At 61.4% G+C, this 26,096-nt stretch carries 17 protein-coding genes, 1 tRNA gene and 2 rRNA genes; 13 read left to right on the plus strand and 7 right to left on the minus strand.

Annotated features, from left to right (window positions below):
• Window positions 1–1,030: 1,030 nt before the first annotated feature.
• The 7 genes from KF708_09705 (at window position 1,031) to KF708_09735 (ending at window position 10,184) form a co-directional block, all read left to right on the plus strand.
• Entirely contained in the window at window positions 1,031–1,996 is a 966-nt protein-coding gene (locus KF708_09705) for an aspartate carbamoyltransferase catalytic subunit (protein ID MBX3412952.1), read from the plus strand.
• Window positions 1,997–2,011: 15 nt separating this feature from the next.
• On the plus strand, window positions 2,012–3,286 hold the full coding sequence (locus tag KF708_09710) for a dihydroorotase (GenBank protein MBX3412953.1): 1,275 nt from the start codon (window positions 2,012–2,014) through the stop codon (window positions 3,284–3,286).
• A 95-nt stretch (window positions 3,287–3,381) separates the two neighbouring features.
• Window positions 3,382–3,972: an NYN domain-containing protein gene (locus KF708_09715; GenBank protein MBX3412954.1), complete on the plus strand. Its 591-nt coding sequence runs from the start codon at window positions 3,382–3,384 to the stop codon at window positions 3,970–3,972.
• A gap of 109 nt (window positions 3,973–4,081) precedes the next feature.
• Window positions 4,082–5,539 carry a sulfatase gene (locus KF708_09720; protein MBX3412955.1) on the plus strand — a complete coding sequence of 486 codons (1,458 nt, stop codon included), beginning with the start codon at window positions 4,082–4,084 and terminating at the stop codon, window positions 5,537–5,539.
• Window positions 5,540–5,596: 57 nt separating this feature from the next.
• Window positions 5,597–7,408: a redoxin domain-containing protein gene (locus KF708_09725; GenBank protein ID MBX3412956.1), complete on the plus strand. Its 1,812-nt coding sequence runs from the start codon at window positions 5,597–5,599 to the stop codon at window positions 7,406–7,408.
• Window positions 7,409–7,632: 224 nt separating this feature from the next.
• Window positions 7,633–9,840, plus strand: coding sequence for a redoxin domain-containing protein (locus tag KF708_09730; GenBank protein MBX3412957.1), 2,208 nt, complete (start codon window positions 7,633–7,635; stop codon window positions 9,838–9,840).
• A 29-nt stretch (window positions 9,841–9,869) separates the two neighbouring features.
• On the plus strand, window positions 9,870–10,184 hold the full coding sequence (locus KF708_09735; protein MBX3412958.1) for a hypothetical protein: 315 nt from the start codon (window positions 9,870–9,872) through the stop codon (window positions 10,182–10,184).
• 25 nt (window positions 10,185–10,209) lie between these two features.
• On the opposite strand, the gene KF708_09740 is transcribed toward KF708_09735, so the two are convergent.
• The 3 genes from KF708_09740 to KF708_09750 form a co-directional block, all read right to left on the minus strand.
• On the minus strand, window positions 10,210–10,440 hold the full coding sequence (locus KF708_09740; protein ID MBX3412959.1) for a type II toxin-antitoxin system RelE/ParE family toxin: 231 nt from the start codon (window positions 10,438–10,440) through the stop codon (window positions 10,210–10,212).
• 74 nt (window positions 10,441–10,514) lie between these two features.
• Complete coding sequence (locus tag KF708_09745) at window positions 10,515–10,772, minus strand: type II toxin-antitoxin system ParD family antitoxin (GenBank protein ID MBX3412960.1); 258 nt, start codon at window positions 10,770–10,772, stop codon at window positions 10,515–10,517.
• A gap of 221 nt (window positions 10,773–10,993) precedes the next feature.
• Window positions 10,994–11,683, minus strand: a complete 690-nt coding sequence (locus tag KF708_09750) for a hypothetical protein (protein MBX3412961.1) — start codon at window positions 11,681–11,683, stop codon at window positions 10,994–10,996.
• 881 nt (window positions 11,684–12,564) lie between these two features.
• Here KF708_09750 and KF708_09755 point away from each other — a divergent pair.
• On the plus strand, window positions 12,565–14,202 hold the full coding sequence (locus tag KF708_09755; GenBank protein ID MBX3412962.1) for a transglutaminase domain-containing protein: 1,638 nt from the start codon (window positions 12,565–12,567) through the stop codon (window positions 14,200–14,202).
• Window positions 14,203–14,585: 383 nt separating this feature from the next.
• Here KF708_09755 and KF708_09760 read toward each other — a convergent pair whose 3' ends face one another.
• The 4 genes from KF708_09760 to KF708_09775 form a co-directional block, all read right to left on the minus strand.
• Window positions 14,586–15,029, minus strand: coding sequence for an ankyrin repeat domain-containing protein (locus KF708_09760; GenBank protein ID MBX3412963.1), 444 nt, complete (start codon window positions 15,027–15,029; stop codon window positions 14,586–14,588).
• An 86-nt stretch (window positions 15,030–15,115) separates the two neighbouring features.
• Window positions 15,116–16,408, minus strand: coding sequence for a PD40 domain-containing protein (locus KF708_09765; protein ID MBX3412964.1), 1,293 nt, complete (start codon window positions 16,406–16,408; stop codon window positions 15,116–15,118).
• Between the two features lie 168 nt (window positions 16,409–16,576).
• A 5S ribosomal RNA gene (rrf, locus tag KF708_09770) occupies window positions 16,577–16,684 on the minus strand.
• A 160-nt stretch (window positions 16,685–16,844) separates the two neighbouring features.
• Window positions 16,845–19,770: ribosomal RNA gene (locus KF708_09775) — 23S ribosomal RNA — on the minus strand.
• Between the two features lie 827 nt (window positions 19,771–20,597).
• On the opposite strand from KF708_09775, the gene KF708_09780 reads away from it, so the two are divergent.
• The 5 genes from KF708_09780 to KF708_09800 form a co-directional block, all read left to right on the plus strand.
• Entirely contained in the window at window positions 20,598–21,641 is a 1,044-nt protein-coding gene (locus KF708_09780; GenBank protein MBX3412965.1) for a DUF4392 domain-containing protein, read from the plus strand.
• Between the two features lie 22 nt (window positions 21,642–21,663).
• On the plus strand, window positions 21,664–22,086 hold the full coding sequence (locus tag KF708_09785) for a hypothetical protein (protein ID MBX3412966.1): 423 nt from the start codon (window positions 21,664–21,666) through the stop codon (window positions 22,084–22,086).
• 465 nt (window positions 22,087–22,551) lie between these two features.
• A tRNA-Ile gene (locus KF708_09790) sits at window positions 22,552–22,624 on the plus strand.
• A 175-nt stretch (window positions 22,625–22,799) separates the two neighbouring features.
• On the plus strand, window positions 22,800–23,048 hold the full coding sequence (locus KF708_09795) for a hypothetical protein (protein ID MBX3412967.1): 249 nt from the start codon (window positions 22,800–22,802) through the stop codon (window positions 23,046–23,048).
• 1,281 nt (window positions 23,049–24,329) lie between these two features.
• A partial coding sequence (locus KF708_09800; protein MBX3412968.1) for a hypothetical protein occupies window positions 24,330–26,096 on the plus strand: 1,767 nt, incomplete at its 3' end.

Below are 26,096 nucleotides of genomic sequence, written 5' to 3' on the forward strand. Positions count from 1 at the left end.
CGGGACGAGCGACCCTGCATTGGGCGATTGCCGCGGCGCCAGGAAAACGGTTTCAGATCGGTACGAGCGCGAAAAAAAATGCCCCGGCCTGGGTGGGGCAGGCGGTACACCCACCCAAGCCGTCGGGGCATCCTTCTGGTTCAGGCGTGAACCAAAAAGCGGGTCAGGGACGTTCGCCTCATCGCATCCTTGCGAGTGTGATCCTCTTTCAGGTCGAGCCGTCTCAGGCACCACGGACCGGCGAGCACGACTGGGGCTCGCCGCGCAACCGTTGAAGCCAACCAGCTATGCCGCCGGTCCGTGGTACCCTCGAAGGCCTTGCCAAACCTGCACACGCCGAACGTCTTGCGTATCGTGGTGGCCGCGCACACGCTGCTACCGTATGCGCCGCCAGGAAATGACTAATCAAAACTCGCCTTGCCGATCTTGCCGGCGGTGGTTGAAGCGGCGCCTCGTGGGCAACCCTGGTCTTCAACTTGACGCACGACAGCCTGGCTCGAAGGACTACGGTTTTGTCCGAGGCCAACCGATTGGGCAGTGGCATCAGACGGTGGCAGAGATAGCAACCCGCGTGCCAGTGATTTTGCACGACCAGGAAAAATGCTTCTCACCTGCCGATGCAATAACGACTTACGTCGTGCGTGGAGATTCATTTTTTGACGCATCCCTCACATTTGCACGCGGGCCTTGCCCGATTGCTGGGCAAGATCCGATGCGCGGCTGGGCAGCACAATCGGAGCACTTTGCGAATTGCTCGAGCGACGCCGAGCGGGTGCTGCCAGTCTGTGAGGACCTGCAATTTCGTCGCCTGCCACGCAAGCTTCAGCAGGCTTTTCCTGCGATGGAAAGTGAACGAGCGACGCGATTTTAGCCCTCGTGCCACGCACGCCCGTGCCACGCACGCCGGCATGGGCTGAGCGAATCTCACGGCTACTTTCCGCGCGCCGTGGCATGCCGTAGAATCACCGCGGAGGTTGCTGGCACGATGCTAGCAGCATCTCCCTCTCCTCTACCCTCGACGGCAACTCACATGAGCACCGAGACGGTCGACCTGGGCGCGATCCCGGCGGCGTGGACGCGCCGCCATCTCTTGAGCCTCGAAAGCCTCTCGGCCGAGGAAATCACGATCATTCTGGACGCGGCGGTCCAGTTCAAAGAGGTGGCCCGCGACTCGCGGAACAAGGTTCCGGCCCTGGTGGGGCATACGGTGGCGAACCTGTTCTTCGAGAACTCGACCCGCACGCGGACCAGCTTTTCGCTGGCTGCCCGGCGTTTGAGCGCCGATACGGTCGATTTCTCGGGCGCGGGGAGCAGCCTGTCGAAGGGAGAGACCTTTATCGACACGGCCAAGAATATCGAGGCCATGGGGGTCGATATCATCGTCGTGCGCCACCGCACGCCCGGCACGCCCCACCTGCTGGCCCAGAACATCGAGTGCTCGGTGGTAAACGCGGGGGATGGACCGCACGAGCATCCGACGCAGGCGCTGCTCGACATTCTCACGATTCGCGAACATCGAGGGGATTTGCGCGGGCTGACCGTGGCCCTGGTGGGCGACATCCAGCACAGCCGCACGGCACGCTCGAATATCTGGGGACTGCAGAAGCTCGGCGCGCACGTGGTTCTGTGCGGGCCCGCCACGCTCGTTTCGCGACAGTGGGAGGAGTTGGGGGTCGAGGTCTGTCACGACTTCGACGAGGTTTTGCCCCGTTGCGATGTGGTGAACCTGCTGCGGATTCAATTCGAGCGGCAGGTGACGCGCCCCTTCCCGTCGGTCCGTGAGTACGCGTTGCTCTACGCCATGAACAAAGAGCGGTTGGCGAAGGCCAAGGACGACATTCTCATTCTCGCGCCCGGTCCCATCAATCGTGGCGTCGAGGTCACGCCCGAGGTGGCCGATGGTCCCCACTCGGTCATCCTCGAGCAGGTAACCAACGGGGTTGCGGTCCGCATGGCGGTCTTATGGCTGCTGGCGGGAGTCCGCGACGGCCGCTAGACGAAGAGCAAAGGCATGCCCAGTATTTTGATCCGCGACGGCCGGGTGATCGATCCCAGCCAGAATCTCGATCGCGTGACGAATCTGTTGATCGAGGATGGCCGCATCGCCGGCTACGACGTCTCGCCCAACGGGCAGGATCAGATCATCGACGCGCGAGACAAGATCGTTTCGCCCGGCCTGATCGACATGCACGTTCACTTGCGCGAACCGGGACGCGAAGAGGATGAGACGATCGCCACCGGCACGGCCGCCGCGCTGGCGGGCGGCTTCACCTCGATCGCTTGCATTCCGAACACCGAGCCGCCGATCGATACCCAAGGCACGGTCGAGTTCGTGCAGCACCAGGCGGCGCGGGCCGATAACTGCCACGTCTTTGTCGTGGCCTGCGTGAGCAAGAATCGCGAAGGCAAGGAACTGGCCGAGATCGGGCAACTGGTCCGCGCCGGCGCCGTGGGCTTCTCGGACGACGGCGCCCCGGTCTACGATCCGGAGTTGATGCGCCGCGCGTTCGAGTACTGCTCGATGTTCGACAAGCCGGTGCTGAACCACGCCGAGGTCCGCGAGTTGACCGAAGGGGGCGTGATGCACGAGGGGCTCGTGTCGATGATCCTCGGCTTGGCCGGCATGCCCTCGGCCGCCGAAGACGTCATGACCGGCCGCGACATCGTGCTGGCCGAGGCCACCGGCGGCAAACTGCACATCATGCACATTTCGACCGCCGGCAGCGTCGAGATCGTCCGCCGCGCGAAACGTCGCGGCGTGCGCGTGACGACCGAGGTCTGCCCCCACCACTTCACCTTGACCGACGAGTGCCTGCGAACGTTCGATTCGAATTTCAAGATGAGTCCGCCGCTACGGGCACAGTCGGATGTGGAGGCCTGCATCGCGGGGCTCGTCGATGGCACGATCGACGTCATCTGCACCGATCACGCGCCCCACGCGCGCGAGAAGAAGATGCAGGAACTCGATCGCGCCCCGTTCGGCATCGTCGGCCTCGAGACGGCCCTGTCACTGGTGATTACGAACCTGATCGAGCCGGGGCATCTCGACTGGCCGGCGGCGCTGGCCAAGCTGACGATCAACCCGGCCCGCATCCTCGGCATCGACAAGGGCACATTGCGCGTCGGCGCCGATGCCGACGTGACGATCATCGATCCGGCCGCGCGTTGGACGGTCGACCCGCGCCGCTTCAAGTCGAAGAGCGCCAACACGCCGTTCGGCGGTTGGGGGCTGCACGGCCGCGCCACCACGGTGATCGTGGATGGCCGCGTGAAGTACACCGCCTGAGTGTCATCGGTCGGAGGGACGCGCCAGGGCAGCCTGTTGGCCTTGGGTGGCGCAGCGAACGACTCGGTGAGTTGAGAACGAGACCGGGCGTTGCCATGACTCTTCTGATCGATGGCTACAACCTGATGCATGCGGCTGGCATCGTCGGCAGCGGCGTCGGACCCGGTGGGCTCGAACGCTCACGCCGGGCCCTGTTGAATTTCATCGTCGAATCGCTCGAGGTCGACGAGTTGGCCCGGGCGGTCGTCGTCTTCGACGCCAACGAGCGTCCCCCGCTGGCCGTGAGCGATTCGTTCGTGCATCGCGGGTTGCGCGTCCGATTCGCAGCCGACCACGGCGAGGCGGACGAGTTGATCGAGGAGTTGATTCGTCTCGATTCCGTGCCGAAGCGGCTGCTCGTCGTATCGAGCGATCATCGGCTGCATCGCGCGGCGCGGCGCCGCAAGGGACAAGCGATCGACAGCGACCGCTGGTATGCCCAGATGGTGGCTCGCCGCGCGGCACGCCGAGCGCCCGATCCGCGCGAGTCGGCGGGAAAACCGGCCATGCCGCAGGTCGATTCGCAGGTGAAATACTGGCTCGATCAGATGGGATTCGGCGAGTCTGCCCCGCGCGAGGAGAACTCGCTCGGGCCTTTTCCCCCCGGCCACTTCGACGATCTCGACGACGAGCCCGGCCGCCCGTGAGCGGGCCTGGCGGCGACGCGAATCGCGCTAACGCCCGGGCTGCCGGGCGTCGTATACTGGGGGCCGTTTTGCGAGGTCCCTGCCCCCACCGGCCGCAGTCGCCAAGAACATGCTACGTCGACGAGTATTTGCCGCCTGTCTGATCGTATTCGCGTTCACCTTGGTTGCGCGTCAGGCAGCGGCCGCACACACGAGCGAACGTCCGCCCAACGTCGTTGTCATCTTCATCGACGACATGGGCTACGCCGACATTGGTCCCTTCGGCGCGAAGGGCTATCCCACGCCCAACCTCGATCGCATGGCCCACGAGGGGCGCAGGTTTACGAACTTCTATGTCTCCCAGGCGGTCTGTTCGGCCTCGCGCGCGGCGCTCATGACCGGTTGCTACAACGTGCGCGTAGGCATCCTGGGGGCGCTCGGGCCCCATGCCCGGCATGGCATCAACGCCGACGAGGTGACGCTGGCCGAGATCTGCAAGCAGCGCGGTTACGCCACGGCCTGTTACGGCAAGTGGCACCTGGGGCACCACGAGAAATTCCTGCCACTGCAGCATGGCTTCGACGATTACTTCGGTCTGCCCTATTCGAACGACATGTGGCCCTACCATCCAGAGGTCATGCACCTGCCGGAAGCAGAACGACTCGAACGCTGGCCCGACCTGCCGCTGATCGAAAAGAACGCGATCCTCAATCCGAAGGTCACGGCGAAAGACCAGGAGCAGCTCACCACGCAATACACGGAGCGCGCGGTTCGCTTTATCGAGACCAATCAGGATCGCCCTTTCTTTCTCTACCTGCCCCACTCGATGGTACACGTGCCGCTGTACGTATCGGATAAGTTTCGCGGCAAGTCCGAGCGGGGATTATTCGGCGATGTCGTCATGGAGGTCGATTGGTCGGTGGGACAGGTCCTCGACACGCTGCGTCGCTTGAACTTGGCCGAGAACACGCTGGTCGTCTTCACCGCCGACAACGGACCGTGGCTCAGCTACGGCGATCACGCGGGGTCGGCCGCCCCGCTGCGCGAGGGAAAGGGAACGATGTTCGACGGGGGGTGCCGCGAGCCGACGATCATGTGGTGGCCCGGCAAGATCCCCGCCGATACCAGGTGCGACACTCCGGCCATGACGATCGATATTTTGCCGACCGTGGCACAAGTGATCGGCGCCAAGCTGCCTCGGCACAAGATCGATGGTCGCAGCATCTGGCCGCTGGTGGCGGGCGAACCGGATGCGAAATCGCCCCACGAAGCCTATTACTTCTACTGGGGGAACGAACTGCAGGCGGTGCGGCAAGGGAAATGGAAGCTGCACTTTCCGCACGAGTATCGCACCCTGGCCGACGAACCGGGGGGCACCGGCGGCAACCCGACACGCTACCAGCAGGCGCAGATCGAACTGTCGTTGTTCGATATCGAGGCCGATCCGGGGGAAACGCGCAACGTCAAGGAAGAGTATCCCGAAGTTGTGGCCCGCCTCTCGGAACTGGCGGATGCCATGCGCAATGATTTGGGAGACTCTGCTCGGCAGATCGAGGGAACAGGCATTCGACCGGCAGGAAAACTTTGAACGCGAGCAACGGAACGCCTGCGTTCACAACAGCAAACTATCGAAGGGAAGCCCGTCATGCCATTACCGATCAAGCGAGTGGTCTTGCTGCTGTTATTGCTGATCTGTGCCTGTTCCCTATCGGCCGAGGGGGCCGTCGGCGGTGAAGCTGCCACGCCTGCCGTCCCGGCGCTTGGGAAGCAAATCGCCGATTTCGAGTTGCCCGACCAGTATGCCCGATCGCATCGGTTGGGGGACTTCGCGAATCGCCCGGTCGTGGCGGTGGTCTTTCTGGGGATCGATTGTCCGCTGGTGAAGCATTATGCCCAGCGGCTGGTCGAATTGTCGGACGAGTTCGCTCCGCGCGGGGTGCAGTTCATCGGCGTGAATGCGAATCGGCAGGATTCGATCACCGCGCTCGGCCAATTCGCTCGGCAGCATCACGTCGAGTTCCCGCTGTTGAAAGATGCCCATCACACGGTAGCGGACCAATTCGGCGCCACGCGCACGCCTGAGGTGTTCGTGCTCGATCGCCAGCGACGCGTGGTTTACCAGGGACGCATCGACGATCAATACGGCGTCGGTTTCAAACGCCTGCAGCCGGTACGCCGCGATCTGGCCGAAGCGCTGGAAGACGCGCTGGCGAACAAGCCGGTCCGTCTGGCAACGACCGATCCGGCCGGTTGCTTGATCGGACGATCGCCCAAGGTCGAGCCGCATGGCGCCGTGACGTATCATCAGCAGGTGTCGCGCATCCTGGCGGGCCATTGCGTCGAGTGCCATCGCCCGGGCGAGGTGGGCCCCTTCCCTCTGACGAGCTACGACGAAGTGGCCGGTTGGGCGCCGATGATTGCCGAGGTCGTTCAACAGAACCGCATGCCCCCCTGGTTCGCCGACCCGAAGTATGGCCAGTTCAAGAACGACTGCCGACTGAGCGACGAGGATCGCGCCACGCTACTGACTTGGATTAAAAATGGAGCGCCGGAAGGAGATGCCCGCGATGCCCCCCCGCCGCCGAAGTTCGTCTCGGGCTGGCGGATGGAGCAGCCCGACCTGGTGCTGATGATGGCCGACGAGCCTTTTACCGTGCCAGCGACGGGAGTGGTCGACTATCAGAACTACACGCTCGATCCCGGCTTTAGCGAGGATAAGTGGATCCAGGCGGCCGAGGCGCGGCCGGGCAATCATGCGGTCGTTCATCATCACTCGGTCTACTTCGTGCCGCCGGGGGGCGATCGACAGATGAGCCAGGTGGCGAATCAGATTGCCGGCTATGCCCCCGGCACGCCCCCCTTTGTCTTTCCCCCCGGCACGGCGCTGCGCGTGCCGGCCGGCTCGAAGATCATCATCCAGATGCACTACACGCCGATCGGCGTCGAGCAGCAGGATCTCAGCTATGTGGGAATCAAGTTCGCCGATCCGGCCACGGTCGAGCGCGAGGTGAAGAACGAGATCACCGGCAACCTGGGCATCCGCATTCCGCCGGGCGAGTCGAGCTACAAGCTGACGGCCGATCGTCGCTTCCGCCGCGATACGCTGCTGTTGAATCTCACGCCCCACATGCACGTGCGTGGCAAGGCGTTTCGCTTCGAGTTAGAGCACGCGGACGGTACGCGCGAGATACTGCTCGATGTGCCGCGGTACGACTTCAACTGGCAGTTGCGTTACGATCTGGTCGAGCCGCGATTGATCCCCAAGGGGAGTCGGCTCCACTGCTACGCCGAGTTCGACAACTCGACCGACAATCCAAACAACCCCGATCCCACAAAGGAAGTCCGCTTCGGCGAGCAGACGTGGGAAGAGATGATGTTCGGGGTTTATCAAACGCTGGCGCCGCTGGAGAAGTCCGTGGAGATAGAGCCCGCCACGGACAAGCAGGCGAGCAGGTAGTGGCCAATACCAATCTGGGACTCGGCATCTTCTTTCTTCGCGGTAAATCCGTTGGACGCCAAGGCGCGAAGGCGCAAGGTCTTTGAGGTGGTCGATTTCCGGCGGAGATTGCGACGATTGGGTTTCTGCCACTCCGGCCGGTAAAATGTTGGCAAGATTTGCCGCTCCGCGGTAACTCTCTGGGAGACTCTGCCCCCCCGGATCAATCGGGAGTGAAATCTGCCATGCGTTGCAACTTTGCGAAGCTGCTATCGGCCGGACTGTTGGCCGTTGCGGTGGTCGGGCTCTTGTTGGTTGGCTCGGACCTAGCCGTTGGCAATCCGCCTGGTTTGGTCGAAGAACTTCCGGCTGGCACGCCTGCGTCGCCGGCCGAGCCCGAGGCGATTGTCCTTCCCGAGCTGAAGTCGACCGACGCGCCAGAGACGAATTCCGTCGGTCGGCAAGTGTCGGACTTCAGCCTGCCCGATGCGAGCGGAAAGATGCGTCGTCTGGACGAATTCTCCGACGCCAGGCTCGTCGTCGTCGCCTTTGTGGGGACCGAGTGTCCCCTGGTGCGGCTCTACACGCCGCGGCTCGAGCAACTGGCAGCCGACTATCGCGCGCAAGGTGTGCAACTGGTCGCCATTGATGCGAACGTGCAGGACACGCCAGCCGAGTTGGCCGACTTTGCCCAGCAGCTCAAGGTAAAGTTCCCCCTGCTGATCGATGCCGACGGTAAGGTGGCCGACCTCTTCGGCGCCAAACGCACGCCCGAAGTCTTCGTGCTCGATCGCGAGCGCGTGGTCCGCTACCACGGCCGCATCGACGATCAGTTCCAGGTCGGCGCGCAAAAGCCCAGGGTCGGACGCCGCGACCTGGCCATCGCGCTCGATGAACTGCTGGCCGGCAAGGGGGTGAGCGAGCCGGCGCTGGTGGTTTCAGGCTGCTTGATCGGCCGCGAGCGCAAGGCCGAGCCCGTGGGCGAGGTGACGTGGACCGGCCAGATCGCCGGCATCATGTCGAACCGTTGCGTCGAGTGCCATCGCTCGGGCGAGATCGCTCCTTTCTCGCTCGTCGACTACGACGATGCCGTCGCCTGGGGTGAGACGATCGTCGAGGCGGTCGACGCCGGTCGCATGCCCCCCTGGTTCGCTAGCGAATCGGCGCACGTGAAATACGCGAACGAGAATCGCCTGACCGACGAAGAGAAGCACCTGATCGCGCAGTGGGTGGCCGATGGCGCGCCGCACGGCCCCGGCGAGGCGATCGCCCGCGTGCCCGAGCGAGTCGCGGAACTGAGTGGCGAGGAACTCATCATTCCGATGAGCGAGGAGCCCTTCCACGTGCCGGCCGATGGCGTGGTCGATTACCAGTATTACACGGTCGATCCCGGCTGGACCGAGGATCGGTGGGTCTCGCACGTCGACGTGCGGCCGGGCAACCGCGGCGTCGTGCATCACGTGCTGGTCTTCGTCGTGCGGCCGGGGGCGATCTATCCGCCCGTGTATCCCGGCGAATTGATCGGTGGCTATGTGCCGGGCCTGCGCGGCATTCACTACCCGCAGTCGATGGCGATGCGTCTGCCGGCCGGGTCGAAGATCGTGTTTCAGATGCACTACACGCCGAACGGCACCCCCTGCGATGACACCACGAGCATCGCCCTGCGACTGGTGAATGAGAGCGAAGTAACGCACGAGGTGAAGGCCGAAAAGGCGATCAACGTGCTGTTCCAGATCCCGCCCAACGATCCCGACTACAAGGCCGAAGCGACCTACACGTTCGTCAAGGATGCGACGCTGTTGAGCCTGATCCCGCACATGCACGTGCGGGGCAAGTCGATCCGTTACGATTTCTACTATCCCGACGGCTCGCGCGAGACGCTGTTGAACGTGCCGCGGTACGACTTCAACTGGCAGTTGGAATACATCCTGGATGAGCCGAAGCAGATACCCGCCGGCACCAAGCTCATCTGCCGCGCAAAGTACGACAATTCGGCCGGCAACAAGTCGAACCCGGATCCCACGCACTGGGTCACGTTTGGCGAGCAGACGTGGCAGGAGATGCTGATCGGCTTTTTCATCATCGCCGAGGACCGCAACCAGACGATCTCGCCGGCCGAGGCGCTGGCTGATCGCATGGACCATGCGCGAAGTTTGGTGTTCGACCTGAGCCAGCCGGCCCCCTGGACGAAAAAGGTGATCCGTATCGCCGAAGAGGCGGACAAGCAGATCCGCTACGCGCAGCGCCGCGGCCGCCTGCAGAACCGCCCGATCCTGGGAGATCTCGGCGGCATGGTCCGCTCGGGCGTCGTCGAGGCCGAGAAACAAAAGGTGCTCGGCAGCGGCACCGGCGGCGAAGAGATCGTCGACGTCAACCGCAGCATGCCGTTTTTGCGGCGCATGGCGAAGGCGCTCGAAGCGACCATGGACGAGGGTGGGGGCGGATCGAAGTAAGCGGCCCACCATTTCCAGGAAGGAATGACATGCACGACACGGACGATCGGCTGATCCTGCGCGTGATTCGATCCTATGCGATATTCGTCGTCGCTTCTGTCGTATTCGCCGTCGCGACGTTTGGCGCGTGCTTCATGATCCAGAATCGCGAACAAGCGCAGGCTGCCGTCGCGGCGGGATACGTGGCTACTTGGGTCACCGCCGTCGTCTTTCTGGGCGGACTCGTGATCAACGTCTGCTGCTGGCCCGACGACGAGGCGCGGACGCGTGCCATGCAGTGGACGGTCGTCGCCTTCTGCACGATGTTAGTGACGGCGTTCTTCATGCCGCCGATTGTTATGTGACAGGCTGCCCAAACATCCGCGCGACTTATGAAATGCCTTTCCGGCGGAGAAGCGTCGGAATGTCGCGAGCGCCGTGAACGAAGTGCAAGACTTCGATGCCGTCCGGAAGTGGCCGATAAACGACGATGTATTTCCCTACCGGGAACGCGCGTACGTTTTTGCCAAAGTCGGGCCTCGCTTGTGCGAGCAACGGCTGACCGGCATATAGTTGGCACTGCTCGTCAAAACGGTCGAGCAATTCGTCGGCGGCAGTCATGCTGTCCGTCGCGACGTGGGACCAAATTTCCAATCACGCTTCGACGGCTGACGCCGTGAGCTGAATTCTGCTCATTACGACGACACCGAACGATTGGCGAGGCGTCGGCGACCTTCGGCCTTCGCGCCTTCGGTGTCGAGTGGGTGCAACTCGCCGCGATCAGCCTGCGCGATGGACGCCTCTACTTCGGTGTAGAGGGCTTGGTATTGCTCGCTCATATCGCGAAGCACGTGCACGGCGTCCTGTACCAGGGCCTGTTCGCTCTCGTAGCGACCGCTGGAAACTTCCGCTTCAACAAAGGACTGAAGATCGGGGGGCAACATCATCGACATAGAAAGACTCCCTAAGATCGGCTAGGTCTTGGAAACCGGCCTGGGAGTTAATATAGCGCGCGGCAAGGTGGCCTGCGAGCGATTGAAATCGCGGGCGAAAGATCGCTCTCGCGCGATTCTCCGAGATGAGCTTCCGCTCTGCTCCCTCCGGCCGGCGGCCGGAGCCACTGGTGCAAGGCGAGAACGGCACCGATTTCGGGGAAAGTCGGTCGCCTTGCCGCTTAAAACATCGAGTCCATGCCCAGTCGAGTCTTCAACTCCTCGAACTGCTGCATGTACTGTTCGCTCGACGAGTGGACATGCTCGGCTTCGGTGATGAAGCGCATTTCGTCCTGGCAGCGGATGCCCTGCTCGCGGAAGACGCTTTCAAATTCCTTGAGCTCGGAGCCGTAGACGATCAGCAGCTTGTGCTCGTCGAACTGCACCTCGAGCGGGCGCTCGGGGTTCAGCACGGCGACGCCCGTGCAGCCGTCGTTCATCAGCAGGTCTTCGTAGTCCCACAAGATGCTCTTGAGGACCGGCATGTCGATCTGCTCGCGGTAGAGATCCACGTGTCCGCGGTGCTCGCGGTTGTGGCTCGTCTCGAGCACGACGTCGACCACGCTGCCGAGCGGATCGAGCAGTTCCATGAAGGTCTCGAACAATTGCTCGCTCGAGGCCGCGCCCATCAGGACCGGCACCTGGGCCTTGGTCTCCTCGTCGCGATAGACATCGTGACGGAAGCCGGCCGCCGGCACGACCTGCAGGTCGTACGACGGGCGAACCGCGTCAGTCAACAGGAAGCTGCCGTACCGCACGACGCCCAAATGGGCTTCCAGCTCTTCCTCGCTCAGGCGATCGAAGCTGCTCGTCCCGACGGTCGGCGTGCCGTCGCGGAAAACATTGCGAAAGAAACGCTTCAGGAAGCCCATCGCTCGTTCAATTCCTAGGTGCGAGAAACAAGTCGTCCGGCGTACACAGCGCCGTCGCTTGCGGTGTCCTCAGTTGAGAAAAGCTAGGTCACTTTGGCGCCCCACGCGAGCCCCGCACCCGATGGTCGGGTACACCCGTGTGGGGAGCCGTCAGAATCGTTACAAGAGGCATCCTGTGATGCCTTTTTTCAACGGTCGGCCGAGCCCGAGGCTCGAGGCGCACAGCGAGCCAAGGGGCACGCAAGACGCCGAATCTAGTCTACCACTCGCGTGCGCCGAGCAAGCTGCCGCCACACGCTTTACGCCTTAAATCAGCCGCCGACCGGGGCGAATCTACGCACGGCGGCGAGTCTGCCAGCGCTCTGACTGGTATCACGATCGCACGCCGCATGGCATGCAAAGTTTGCCGGGCGATCCAATCGCCACCGGCGCAAAAAATCAGGGAAGTGATTCTCGCGCCCCACGGGGCACGTGAACGACTTCCCTGGTACCTGAGAGAGGGCAATCTTCGCCCTCTCGAACCTCTCGACATCCGAACGGCCGCGGCCCCTTTCTCGAAGTCGTCCAGGCAGTCCGCCTGGACCTCTGGCGTCGGCGATCTCACCGACTTCCGATTCCCCCGCCGAGACTCCGTTGCCGCATTTCCAACCGTATACTAAAACTCCTTTACGCAGGCCGCAAGGAACGGTTTCCTGCTCTCGTGGCGCCGGGTCGCGGGAAGTTCGGTCGGCGGAACTCGCACGGCGAACTGGCTCGTATCCGAGCCTTCGCTCCCCGCGGGCCAACAGGCTCGCGGCCTGGGTGGCACGATGCAATCTCTACGTGGCATGGAGTGGGCACGGTTCGCGCGATTGTGTCCTTCTTGGTTCGCTTGCCTCTTGATGGCAAGTTGGATAAACGGCACGGGTTGTACCCCCGCCGCCGACAGCACTCCGGCCCCGGCCGTCGTTCGCCAGCCGAGCGAAGTGGCCCCCACGCTGTCCACGACGGCGAACGAGCAGGTCGTTTTGCCCGAGCCGCTGCCGCTGGGCGAGCTGGCCCAGGCCGATGCCACCCCCCAGGCGGCTCCCCTATCTTCCGGCAAGCTTGAGCAGGAGACGTGGGACGTCGTCTTTTTTCAGGGGGCGAAGGTGGGCTACGGCCGCATGGCCGTCAGTCGGCTTCGCGAGGGAGATCGCGATCTGTTGCGCATCGATGGCCTGCAGCATCTCTCGTTGAAGCGTTTCGGGCAGGCGAACGAACAGGAAATCAAGCTCACGAGCATCGAGACCCCCCAGGGCGAGGTGATCCGCTTCGAGGCACAGACAGCCGTGGGCCCCAGCCCAATCTCTGTGCGGGGCGAAGTCCGTGCGGGGGAGCTGGTGGTCGACAGCACCACCGAGGGACGCACCACGAATCGCAAGATGCCTTGGAAAAAGGGTGTCGGCGGGTTCTTCGCCCTCGAAATGTCGCTGCTCCGCAAGCCGCTCGTGCCGGGGGAAAAACGCCGGATCGAGATGTTGGCTCCCCCGCTCTTGAACCAGGTGGAATTGGCTACGCTCGATCTTACTGCCCGCGAGTTCGAACCGACGAAGCTGCTGGGGGGCAACTTCCAATTGCTGCGGGTCGACAGCCGGGCGACGTTGCCGGGCAACGTGACGCTCGACTCGGTGATGTGGACCGACCGCCTGGGCAACCTGCTCAAATCGGTGGTGCCGGCGGTGCGGCAGGAGACTTTCCGCACGACGAAGGACGTGGCGTTAGGCGAACCGACCGATGGCCAGGTCGACCTGGGCTTCGACACGATGGTTCGGGTTGAGGGCCGCAGCATCCCCCGGCCTCATGACACGAAACGGGTGAAGTACCGCGTCACGCTCGCGGATGGCGACCCCGCCAGCATTTTTTCGTCGGGCTCGACGCAGACCGTCGCTTCGACTGGAGCCAATCAGGCCGAGGTGATGGTGATCTCCCTCGCGCCCAATGCGACCGCAGGGGCCAAGGGAACCCCCAGGGGAGAGAATCAAGCGGTCCCGACGGACGACGATCGTAAGCCAAATGGCCTGATCCAGAGCGACGATCCGATAATCGTGGCTATGGCCAAGGAGGCGGCAGGCAACAACACCGATCACTGGCGCACGGCCGTGGCGCTCGAGCAGTACGTCCACGAGAACATCAAGGCGAAGAACTTTTCGCAGGCCTTTGCCACGGCGGCCGAGGTGGCGAAGACGCTCGAGGGGGACTGTACCGAACACGCCGTGCTGCTGGCGGCGCTGGCCCGGGCGCGAGGCATTCCGGCCCGGGTGGTGATCGGCTTGATCTTCGTCCCCAGCGCCGCGGGGTTCGGCTACCACATGTGGACCGAGGTGTTCGTAGGTGGTCAGTGGGTGCCGCTCGACGCCACGCTCGGCCGCGGCGGCATCGGCGCCGCGCATCTCAAGCTAACCCACTCGAGCCTGGCCGAGGCGAGCGCCTATAGCTGCTTCCTGCCGGTGGCGACCGTGCTGGGGCGGCTGAAGATTGAAGTGCTCGAGGTGGAGTGAGCCGGCGGCGGAAGCCGCGACAGCAGCTCACATGGCCCCTGCTCTATTGGTTTCGCAAGCACGCATCATGCATCCGGTTCCGGCACACGCAACCTGGGTAGCACGGACGATTGTCCGAATTTGGCCCAAGATCAGACGAGTTTGTAGTCGGACGATCGTCCGTGTCGCGCAGCGACAAGAGGATTTGTCCGATCTCGTGTCGTGGATGTGGGCGACTCGTCATGAACCTCTTGTTGCTGCGCAACACCGACGACTCGGTGACTGGCGTGATTGCGGGCGTGGCATTACTCCGCCGAATCGTCGGTGCTACCCTGCACCGACGCGTAGAGTCGATGGAATTACTTCAATCGAAGTAAATTCTGCCTCGCGTTCAGTTCAAGAATCTAGGTGAAGAATTGCGCGACATTGTGATTCGCAATTGACTCAGCGAGTTCCACTGGCGTCTTACCGTGCTTGTTTCGGTGATTTCGGTCGGCCCCCGCTTGGAGTAACGCTTTGATTAGTTCTCCTCGGCCTTGTGAATTGAACACGGCACGCCACAAGGGTGTGTTTCCGTGCATGTCGGTCACATCTATCTCTGCCCCGCGTCGCAGTAGCAGTGATGCCAATTCGAGATCATAGTTCTGTGCTGCAAAATGAAGAGCGACATTGCCGAGTGGATCTTGGGCGTCGATGTTGGCACCAGCTTTTAGCAGTACCTCAACTGCGCCGAGTCTTTTGTCAATCGCCGCATGAAGCAACGGCGTGCGTCCTTCTTCATCACGCTCGTTGGGATCTAATCCCTGATTGAGACCTGCCTGCAGTCCTGCCAAGTCGTTTTTCAACACGCAGTCAATTAGCGTTCCCATACCAGTCCGAAGTTGGAACAAATTGGCGAATTACCAGTACCCGAGTTGACCAAGTTGGTCAGCCTCTATTCCGGCAACGTGAAATCCGCTTCGAAGAGCTGGCTCGAGTGATCTGGCGTGCGGGTGCTGGTCCACATCAGCTTCTTGCCGTCGGGCGAGAAGACCGGCAGCACGTCGGCGCCGGGGGAGTCGGTGATCCGCGTGATCGGGCCGGGTTTTAAACCCTCGTCGGTCACTTCGTACTTCATCAGCCAGAGATCGTAGTTGGGCCGGGCTTGCGGATCGGAGTGATCCGCGCCGGTCCAGATGATGTAGGGCTCGGTCGGGTGCCAGTACGGCGCCCAGTTCACGCCCACGTTGTCGGTCAGGGCTACATCGTGCTGGCCGTCGAGGCCGATGGCGTGGATCTGCAAGAACTCCGCCTGCTTGCGATCGCTGCGGTAGATGACCCAGCGGCCATCGGGCGAGGTGAACGGCCCACCGTCGTAGCCGGGCTCATTGGTGAGCTGACGCACGTTCCCGCCGTCGGCATCCATCACGTACAGGTCGGGATCGCCATCGCGGTCGCTACAGAAGACGATCGACTTGCCGTCGGGCGTATAGGCGCCTTCGGCGTCGTAGCCGGGCGCGTTCGTGAGCCGGCGGAGATCCGATCCGTCGAGCGCGGCCTCGAAAATCTCGGTGTGGGGGTCGAAGTCCCAGGAGTAGCGGCGCCGACGGCCCGACTTCGCGTCCTCCTCGGCCTGCTTGATGGCAGCCTCTTCGGTTTCCGACATCATGGGATCGAGATGGCTCGAGGCGAAGATTACCCGCCGGCCATCGGGCGAAAAGTAACTGCACGTGGTACGGCCGCGTCCCGTGCTGATGAGCCTGGCGGGCGTCTTGCCGTCGAGAGGCTGCGTGTAGATCTGATAGAAGGGGTAATCGCGTGGCTGGGCCTGGAAGATGATCTGTTTACCATCGGGCGAGAAATACCCCTCGCCCGCCTTGACGAATCCTTCGCTCACCTGGCGGATGTTCGAGAGGTATTTCGACTCGATCGAAGGATACGCCGGCTCCTCGGCCGCGGTGGCCTGGAAAGAGAAGAGCACGGCAAGGACTGCCGTCGGCAGGAATGCGGAGCAGCAAAGCCGGCGGGACGAGACAGAGGATGAATTCAAGGTACATCTCCCGAGAAGAGTCGTCGCCAGCGAGCGGAGCAATAGCCGCGGCACGCTGGCGGAATTGATCGTTGCCAGGGCGGCCTTGGGGGACCTGCCCGTCCCCTCATTATAGAGCGGCGCCGGGCGGAGGGTGCAGTAGAGCGTCGAAGTAGTTCGGGCATTGCCTAGGGCGCGGCGTCGGCGGTTATTACTCATGCCTGCGCAGCAAATGAATCTAGCGCAGCGTTCGACGATCGGGGGGGACGGGCTCCCGTTGGTCCCCCTCGGGTCATCAGTGGCGCAGGCGTCAATACGACGATCTCGGCGCGTAAAAAAAGCCGGACCTGTTTCGTTGGATTGAAACAGGCCCGGCTGGTTGTAAAAATCCGGCGGCACCTACTCTCGCACTTTGGGTACTACCATCGGCTCTGGAAGCTTAACTACCGTGTTCGGGATGGGAACGGGTGTGACCTTCCAGATATGGCCGCCGAAAAGGGCGGGCGTTCCCAGTGAAGGGAGACGACCGCGCGTCGCCTGCTTGAGGCAGAACGACGATTGGTTGTGGTAAGAGGGGCGATCAGACACCTAGCGGGTGATCTGTCGCGACCGAGCTCGCGCGATGCATGAGGTGCATCGAGAGCGTTCGATCAAAGTGGTCAAGCGTTCGTCCGTTAGTACCGGTTAGCTGAAGCGATTGCTCGCCTTACACATCCGGCCTATCAACCTGGTCGTCTTCCAGGGGACTTTCGAGCATTTGCTCTTCGAAACCTCATCTTGGAGCGGGCTTCACGCTTATATGCTTTCAGCGTTTATCCTTTCCGTTCATAGCTACCCAGCCATGCCGCTAGCGCGACAACTGGAAAACCAGAGGAACGTCCTTCCCAATCCTCTCGTACTAAGGAAGAATCTCCGCAAGTTTCGTACGCCCACAGCAGATAGGGACCGACCTGTCTCACGACGGTCTGAACCCAGCTCACGTAACACTTTCATTGGCGAACAGCCAAACCCTTGGGAGCTTCTCCACCCCCAGGATGTGATGAGCCGACATCGAGGTGCCAAACCGCTTCGCCGCTATGGACGCTCGGAAGCGATAAGCCTGTTATCCCCGGAGTACCTTTTATCTGATGAGCGACGGCCTTTCCATCCAGCACCGCCGGATCACTAAGCCCTACTTTCGTATCTGCTCGACTTATGGGTCTCGCAGTTAAGCACACTTCTACCTTTACGCTCGATGCCTGATTGCCAACCAGGCTGAGTGTACCATTGGGCTCCTCCGTTACTCTTTTGGAGGAGACCGCCCCAGTCAAACTGCCCAACTGAAACTGTCCCCCGCCCGGTTTCACGGGAATCGGGGTTAGAACTAAAGCAGGTCCAGGGTGGTATTTCAACGACGGCTCCACGAACACTGGCGTGCCCGCTTCGAAGCCTCCCACCTATCCTACACAAGACATACCACAGCCCAATATCAGCCTACAGTAAAGGTTCACGGGGTCTTTCCGTCTAGCTGCGGGTACGTGGCATCTTCACCACGGCTACAATTTCACCGGGTCACTGGTTGAGACAGTGCTTCAGTCGTTACGCCTTTCATGCAGGTCGGAACTTACCCGACAAGGAACTTCGCTACCTTAGGACCGTCATAGTTACGGCCGCCGTTTACCGGGGCTTCGGTTGCGAGCTTCGCCCGAAGGCTAACCCTCTTCCTTAACCTACCGGCACCGGGCAGGCGTCAGACTCTATACATCCTCTTGCGAGTTCGCAGAGTCCTGTGTTTTTGATAAACAGTCGCTGAAGCCGATTTACTGTGGCCCCCGAAGGCTATAAACCACCAGGGGCACCCCTTATCGCGAACTTACGGGGCCAATTTGCAGAGTTCCTTAACCAGTGTTCTCCCGAGCGCCTTAGACTTCTCGTCTCGCCTACCTGTGTCAGTTTTAGTACGGTCACGAAAGCTTTAACCCTTAGAGGCTTTTCTTGGACGTCGCTCCGATAACTTCCCGAACATAAACGCGGTCGGTCCTACCCCTTGGCTTGCGAGGGCGGATTTTCCTATCCCTCACCTCAAGGCAGTCCACGGACATTTCTAATCGTACCGCTTACCTTTGCGACGCCGTTCCCCCATCAGTACACTTTCGTGGCGCAGGAATGTTGACCTGCTGTCCATCGTCTACGCCTTTCGGCCTCGACTAAGGAACCGGCTAACCCTGGGCGGATTTACCTTCCCCAGGAAACCTTAGGCTTTCGGCGAGCAGGATTCTCACCTGCTTTATCGTTACTCATTCCGGCATAATCACCTGTAGGCCCCAACACCGCTCCTTACGGTACGGCTCGTATCTGACCTACAGCGCTCTCCTACCACGATATCCATCCGAAGATGTTTATCATCCACTGCTTCGGTGTAGAACTTACTCCCGTTCATTATCGGCGCTGACTTGCTCGACCAGTAAGCTATTACGCACTTTTTAAATGGTGGCTGCTTCTAAGCCAACATCCTGGCTGTCACAGCAAATCAACTTCCTTAGTGACTAAGTTCTACTTCGGGACCTTAGCAGGTGATCTGGGTTGTTTCCCTCTCGACCGCGAAGCTTATCCCTCGCGGACTGACTCCTGAGATAGTCGCATCGGTATTCGGAGTTTGGTTCAGCAGGGTACTTTTGGAAAAGCCCCTATCCGATTCAGTATCTCTACCCCCGATGCGTAGTGGCTCAAGGCTAGCCCTAAAGCTATTTCGGAGAGAACGAGCTATCTCTGCGCTTGATTAGACTTTCACTCCTCCCCACAAGTCATCCCCTCGGTTTTCAACCCAAGTGGGTTCGGTCCTCCACGCGGTTTTACCCGCGATTCAACCTGCTCATGGGTAGATCACGCAGTTTCGCGTCTATCGCCAACGACCATTAGTCGCCCTATTCAGACTCGGTTTCCCTTTGGCTTCGGTCCGTAAGACCTTAACCGAGCCGCTGACGATAACTCGCCGGATCATTATGCAAAAGGCACGCCGTCACACGTGGCACAAGGCCATAGTGCTCCGACCGCTTGTAGGCACATGGTTTCAGGTTCAGTGTCCTCCCCTAGAAGGGGTTCTTCCCATCTTTCAGTCGCCCTACTGAGTCCACTATCGGTCATCAGAGAGTATTTAGCCTTGCGAGATGGTCCTCGCAGATTCAGTCGGGGTTCCACGTGACCCGACCTACTCAGGTACTCCTCGGGAGGTTATTCACTTTCACGTACGGGACTGTCACCCTCTGTGGTCTAACGTTCCAGAAAATTCCGTTAGCGAATAACTTTGTCACTCCCATGTGAAGAGCCCTACAACCCCGCAGAGGAAAACCTCCGCGGTTTGGGCTATTTCCCGTTCGCTCGCCGCTACTGAGGAAATCGAGTTTTCTTTCTCTTCCTGCGGTTACTTAGATGTTTCAGTTCGCCGCGTTGGCCACGTACGCCTATGAATTCAGCGTACGTCAATTCGGGCATCTCGGGATCAACACTCGTTTAACAGCTCCCCCGAGCTTTTCGCAGTTTTCCACGCCCTTCATCGCCTTCTGATGCCAAGACATCCCCCATGCGCCCTTAGTAGCTTGACCACCTTGATCCAACCCTCTCGCACCCAGGCCCCCGTAGGAACCCAAACGCTCGAGCGAAGAACGAAGGCGTGTCTACTATGGCCAGTCGACTTTGCATGATCGACTGACCGAGTAACGACAGATCAAGTGTGTCGTTCCAGCACGTTGCCAGACTCGCACTGGCGAAGACCTTCACCCCGAAGGGATCGCTTCTTCGCAGAAGCTTGCCTGGCGACTGGCTCGACACGCTAAGTGCCAAGAGACGCTACCTACGACCCCAAGGGATCGCGGCAGCTCTCAATTAAGATGCCACTCTTACCACAACCGAATTGTCAAAGAACACGCGGCCGGCAAATGCCACATTGGCACTCTCCGGCCGCTCCTGTACTCAGGGGCCGTTCCCAGTCAGGCTGCCCGGGCGACACAAGTCACTCAAGCACCTCTGGAAACCGCCGCTGCACACAGCACGCTCGCCCGGCAGTCTCGTTCCCACCCCTGTCGCGAATCAGCGTCAGGTGGGAAAGGCTGAATATAGCGAGCCCCCAAACACGTGTCAAACCCCGTCCACAAAAAGATTCGAGAAGTCGCGATTCCCCCATGCTTTCGCGGGAAAAACGGCTGAAAAATCTCCTGCGAGGTCGCGCGCAACACCGGTTGAGTCGGACAAATTCTTACGTGTTGCGCGGCGTGGCGGTTCACCAAAATTCTTGCTTCGTCGCGTGCCGCCGCCGAGAATCGCCTGCTCGTGACTTCGACGCCCGGCGGCGATCTTCGTATGGTCGGCAATTCACCGCAGCGGCAGTAGCAATAGTCTGCCCGGCAGGAATACACTTGGCTGACGGATGGGCGTGTCGATTTACCAACAACTTGCCGGGCTGATACGGCGCGATCCGGCCCGGCGGGGCCTCGCGCAATCCCCTGCCCTTGCGCACTATGGCGATGGCGCAGCGCTCCAGCGTGCCGCCGCGTCGCTTGCCGCCGAGGGGGCCGCCGTAGCATTGGTAACGGGCTTTCCCATCCTGGTCGGGGGGCATCCCATGGCCGAAACCGACGGACCGCCGGGCGCCGCCATGCTGGCCAGCGTTTTATGGGCCTTGGGACACGAGATCTGGCTGATTTCCGACGCCGTAGGTCGCCCCGCGCTCGCCGTCGCCTGCGAGGTGTGCGGTATCCCGCAGTCGGCGATCCTCGAAATGCCCCTGACGCAGAGTGGAGCAGGGCCTCCCGCCGGCAGCCTGCAACCGAACGAATGGGCGCAGCGGTTCATGGGGGGCGCGGGGGGGGCGAGGCCGACCCACTTGGTGGCCATCGAGCGACCGGGCCCGACCCACACCGAAGTCTCTTTGCTGCAACCGGCACGGGGCGGCTCGCCCCCGTTCGACCGCTTCCGCGCGGCGCTCCCCGCCGATTTACGCGATCGCGCCTTAAACATGCGAGGCGAAGCGATCACCTCTTACATAGCGCCTACACATTTGCTTTTCGAAATGGCCGGTAACCGCGACACGCGGGCGTTTACGGTCGGTATCGGCGACGGCGGTAATGAGATCGGCATGGGTGCCGTGCCGTGGGAACTGCTCGACGACGCCCTGGGCTTGCCGGGGTCGGGACGCATAGCCTGCCGCATCGCGACGGATGAATTGGTGATCGCGGGGGTCAGTAATTGGGGCGGATACGCGCTGGCGGCGGCCGTGGCCTACGCCTCGGGAAACGTGCAGGTGTTCGATCCTTGTACCGTGGCCCGGGAACGTCGGCTCATCGAATCGTTGGTGCGCGATGCCGGCGCCGTCGATGGCGTCACGCGTGAACGCGTCCCCTCGGTTGATGGGTTGCCGCTCGAAACGCATCTCGATCTGTTGGCAGAGATCCGGGCATTGTTCCATTTACAGCCATAGAGAACATAAAAACGGGCGAGCGATGCGCGAACATATCCTGGCGGTGTTAGGAGGAGCGATGGCGGGAGTGCTCGGCGTGGCGATCGTCGAGGCCCTGTCTTCGCTCGTGTATCCGTTGCCCGTCGGTCTCGATACGAACGATCGCGAAGCGATGAAGGCCCATCTCGCGGGCCTGCCACCAGGCGCGTTCTTGCTGGTGCTGGCCGCGCATGCAACCGGTAGCTTCGTGGGGGGCGCAGTGAGCGCCCTCATTGCACGACGCAGGGCTTACGATAAGGCCTTGATCGTGGGATTGCTGCTCATGGTCGCGGGCATTCTCACGCTGGTGTCGCTGCCCCATCCAATCTGGTTCGCTCTGGCAGATGTGGCGCTCTACGTGCCGTTTGCGTTTCTGGGGTGTTCTGTCGCGGGCAGCCTCGTCGAGCGGCGCAGCGAGACAAGCTGAGGATCTCGCTCGGGCGTGGAAACGCCGAATGGTGACGGACCAGGCTACTCCGACGGCTCCGAGCTGACTTGGCCTTGCTGCACTCGGTGGTGCGGCGAACAGGGGGATTTCGAAGATCAATCGTGAACTCGCGGGAACGAACACCGCGCGTCTGTTGAGTTATTGCTGTCCGCGCGGCCAATGAGCCACTTTGAAGAACGGTGCCCTCACGCATTCCGGGCTTCCGTTGGGCGCCCTAGGCTCATGGGCTGCGCGGAGCGGAATAGCACGTCCAGATGTCTGATCCCTTGCTACTCGAGGCAAGGCAGCCGAAGATTACGATTTCAAGACCTGCGGCAGTGCCCTGCTATTGCAGGCGGAGGAGCAAAGATGACCACAGGTGCGTATTAGGTGTTAAAAGGGGCATCAGACTTCGGCGGAAGAGATTCTCGTTTTCGCCGTAAATGCCAACCTGCATATCACTTCGGGCCCGTAGCTCAGCGGTTAGAGCAGGGGACTCATAATCCCTTGGTCGTGTGTTCGAATCACACCGGGCCTACTTTCGCACTCCGTCGTATGGTCGCGCAAGGCATCGCTCAAGTCGGCAATTGACAAAGTGTTGCGTTCCTCGGTCGGTTCGGCGGCTTCGTCGATCGCATCGCGGATCGTCGTAGCGACACGCACTGAGTCGCGTCGCGTGCGCTGCGCGTCGTCAAAAGGGATTGGGCCAGGTCGTGGCGTTGACGCAGGCCATGATCTCACGCTTCGGCGGCGTGAACCGGCTTTCGGCCGAGTGGTTCGCCGCGCTCGAAGCGGCCCGGGAACGCGAACCTGGCGGGCGGTTGATGCTCATCAGCATGTTGGCCATCGTGCGCTTGATGGAGGCCGCCAGTCGCGTTGCCCCTCAGCCAAACCTAGCCGTGCTCTCCGACGAGGAGCTTGAGCGCGAGGTCGACCGTTGTCTTGATCGCGTGCTGGAATGAGACACATGCGCCGTCCGTTGTTGCTCCACCCAATCACATCTCAGATACGATCTCGCATTGCCGATCGGGTTGAAGCGAACCCAGAAGATTGCCCAGATCGGCTTCGTACGTGCTCAACACAATGAGTCCGTGGCAATGAGGCCAACAATCGCGACACGCCGCTATCTCGGTGTCAAGACCGGCGAATGTCGCGACGCCTCGGACTCTCGTGAAACGGATGTCGCAACGTCGATCTTTGCGCTCTAACAGACGTAGCACTTCCTGTTCATGGCACCCTTCTTGGCGGCACGGAGCGCGGCGACAGCCACGACCGCAGGGAGACAACGTCTGTCTCACCCCCAAACGGGGTGCGACAACTGTGTGTCACACCCAAGCCAACTTCATGTGCAATTCGTTTGACAGTAGGGCAATCGCTCCTACGTTGACGCTACGCGCACCCTTGCGGTAGCCCGCATCAGGGCTGTTCTTTCCTAGGGACATGGGCTTCTCCACGCGAGCCGTAACACGTGCTAGGGCAGGCCATGATCCTCGCCACGCTCCCCATGTGGATCGCATGAGCTGCCGGCTGGTAGCTGTCTGGCATTGGCATTTCAACTTGGCAGGAGGCAAGCAGTCGTGAAACGTTTCTATCCGCCACGTCGCAGCCCTTCGTCACGCAATCGCGCAGTCGGCAAGCAACGAGCTACCGAAAAGCGGACTCGCGAGCGGAAGTCACAGCTCGACCAACTGGAAGGTCGATTCGCGCCTGGCAGCATGCTTCCTATATTGCCACTTCCCTTCGGTTCCCCCGTTCAAGAGGAGGGCGTCGCCAAGGTGGCGCCGCCGGTTTCCGGCGTACTCGACCAATGGCAGTCGGACGAATCTGGGCCGATCCGCAGTTCGGAGCCGTTCGACCAGCGTACGCTCGGCTCCATTGTGCCTGGGAACGTTAGCCAGCAGACGAACGCAACTGCTCCAAGCCGAATTCCCGTGAGTCCTCAGAGCATCATCCATTCGCCTGTGCCACGCGCGAATTCGTCGCATGCGCCCTTGTTCGGTGGCAGCGTCGACGTCAGCGCAGAAGTAGACGCGTTGGCGCTTTGGGCATTGCAGTTGCGGGCGGCCGCAGACAGCTCAACACCCGACGGCGAAACTCGCATCGGGAATGCCCTCAGCGGAATTTCATCGCCCACGGGGCCGAGTGAATTCGATCCCGGATTTGGCTCGGCGTCGAATCTCGACGCGCAGTCCGGTGGCTCAGGGGGCGGCGCTGCGCCCCTCTTGGGTGACGAGGGAGCCTCGGTGAGCCAAGCCAGTCTCGACTTTGCCCAGGGACTCTCGGCGATGCTACGCGCGGCAGGTCCGGTGAAGATGTCACTGGGAGAAGTGGAAGGAGCCGGCAAGTTGTCCGAGTTGGAGGAGGGCGGTGGCTATGCCTTCTCGATGATGTCCGAGCCCAACGATATTCTGATGCCCCTTTCAGGTTGGATCGAGGATGAGAGTGGCGGCAGCATCTCTGGTCGCGGGTCGATGACGAACAACAGCAGTTCGCTGCTGCTGGTCGAGGGGGATTCGTTTATCGTGGCGGCCCAGCAGGAGATCACGATCCCTGAGAATCCAGGCAAGCTCATCATCCCCTATTCCGTGCTGTCGTTCGACATGGAGGATCCCGATTCGATCAACGACGTGTTTGAGATTGCCCTACTGGACAGCGATGGCTACTCGGTCGTGCCAACACTGGCTGGCACGATCGTAGATGTGTTCTTCAATTACACGGAAGAGTTCGGGCCGTTCACCGCCAGTGGCGCCACTCATGTCGATCAGACGATCGAACTTGATATCTCGCAACTCGCACCTGGCAGCACGCCTCTCTTGGTCCTGCGGCTCGTGAACAACGACTCGGACCATGAGACGTACGTGCAGTTCGGCGGCTCGATCACGATCGATGAGGCGGAAGTTCTCGAAGGCAACACGGGGTATGCCACGCTGGAGTTCATGGTGCGTCTCACCCATGAATTCGACGAAGAAGTGTCCGTGGATTACGAGACCGTGGCAGGAACGGCCACCGAGGGGACCGACTACACCAAGGTTTGGGGCACCTTGACGTTCGAGCCGGGGCAGACGGCGCTACCGGTGGAAGTGCCCGTGGTCGGCGATTACTGGCCCGAGTCGCACGAAACGGTGCTGCTGCAATTGTCTGATCCCGTCGGCGCCACGATTCGCGATCACTCGCGTGCCGGTCGTATTCTCAATGACGACGGCATCGAGATCACGGGCGGGGTTGCTGCTAGTAGTGCCGAAGGTATGACGGCGCAGCAGACGACCTTCTTTACCGATCTCGATACCAGCGCCACCCACACGGCGGTGATCTATTGGGGGGACGGCAGCTCCGACACGATGACGGTCACTGAATCGGGGGGCTCCGGACAGGCCCACTTCAACGGGCACGTCTACGCCGACGACGCTCTTTACAACGTGCGGGTCGAGGTGACGAACAATCATGGCGTGACGGTCCACAACGACACGCAAATCGGAATTTACAATTGGGTGCCAGGCCTTGGCTTTCTTACATCGACCTCGGCAGTCGCGGGAGAAGATTTTCCCGCCAACTCTGATCCGATTATCAGGTTTGCTGATTATGGATTTACGTCGCCGTCGGCCGGCACCAGCGAAACTTTCTCTGCGGTGATCGACTGGGGAGACGGGTCAGATCCTGAAGAAGCCTACATCACCGTCACCAATGGCAGCCCTGGCGTATTAACTGTTGGTGAAATCTACGGCGAGAATGGTAATCCGCACGTCTACACCACCCCCGGTATCTACGAACTCGCCATCACGCTCACCGACGATGACGGCGGAGAGGTGAGCAATAGCTGGGAGATCACGGTCGAAGAACCGATGTTCATGCATTCCTTCTTCGGGGAAGAGTCCTTCTCCAGCGAGGAGGAGTTTGGCGGCGGCGGTTCGTTCCTCTTCTCCATGCTCAGCTCGTCGGCGACGACGGATCTGATCTCCCTTTCGGCCTCGTTGCCGAGTGAGCGCGTCGCCGCCGGCGCCGAGATGCTCCTC

The sequence above is a fragment of the Pirellulales bacterium genome (assembly GCA_019636335.1).
Classification (GTDB): Bacteria; Planctomycetota; Planctomycetia; order Pirellulales; family JAEUIK01; genus JAHBXR01.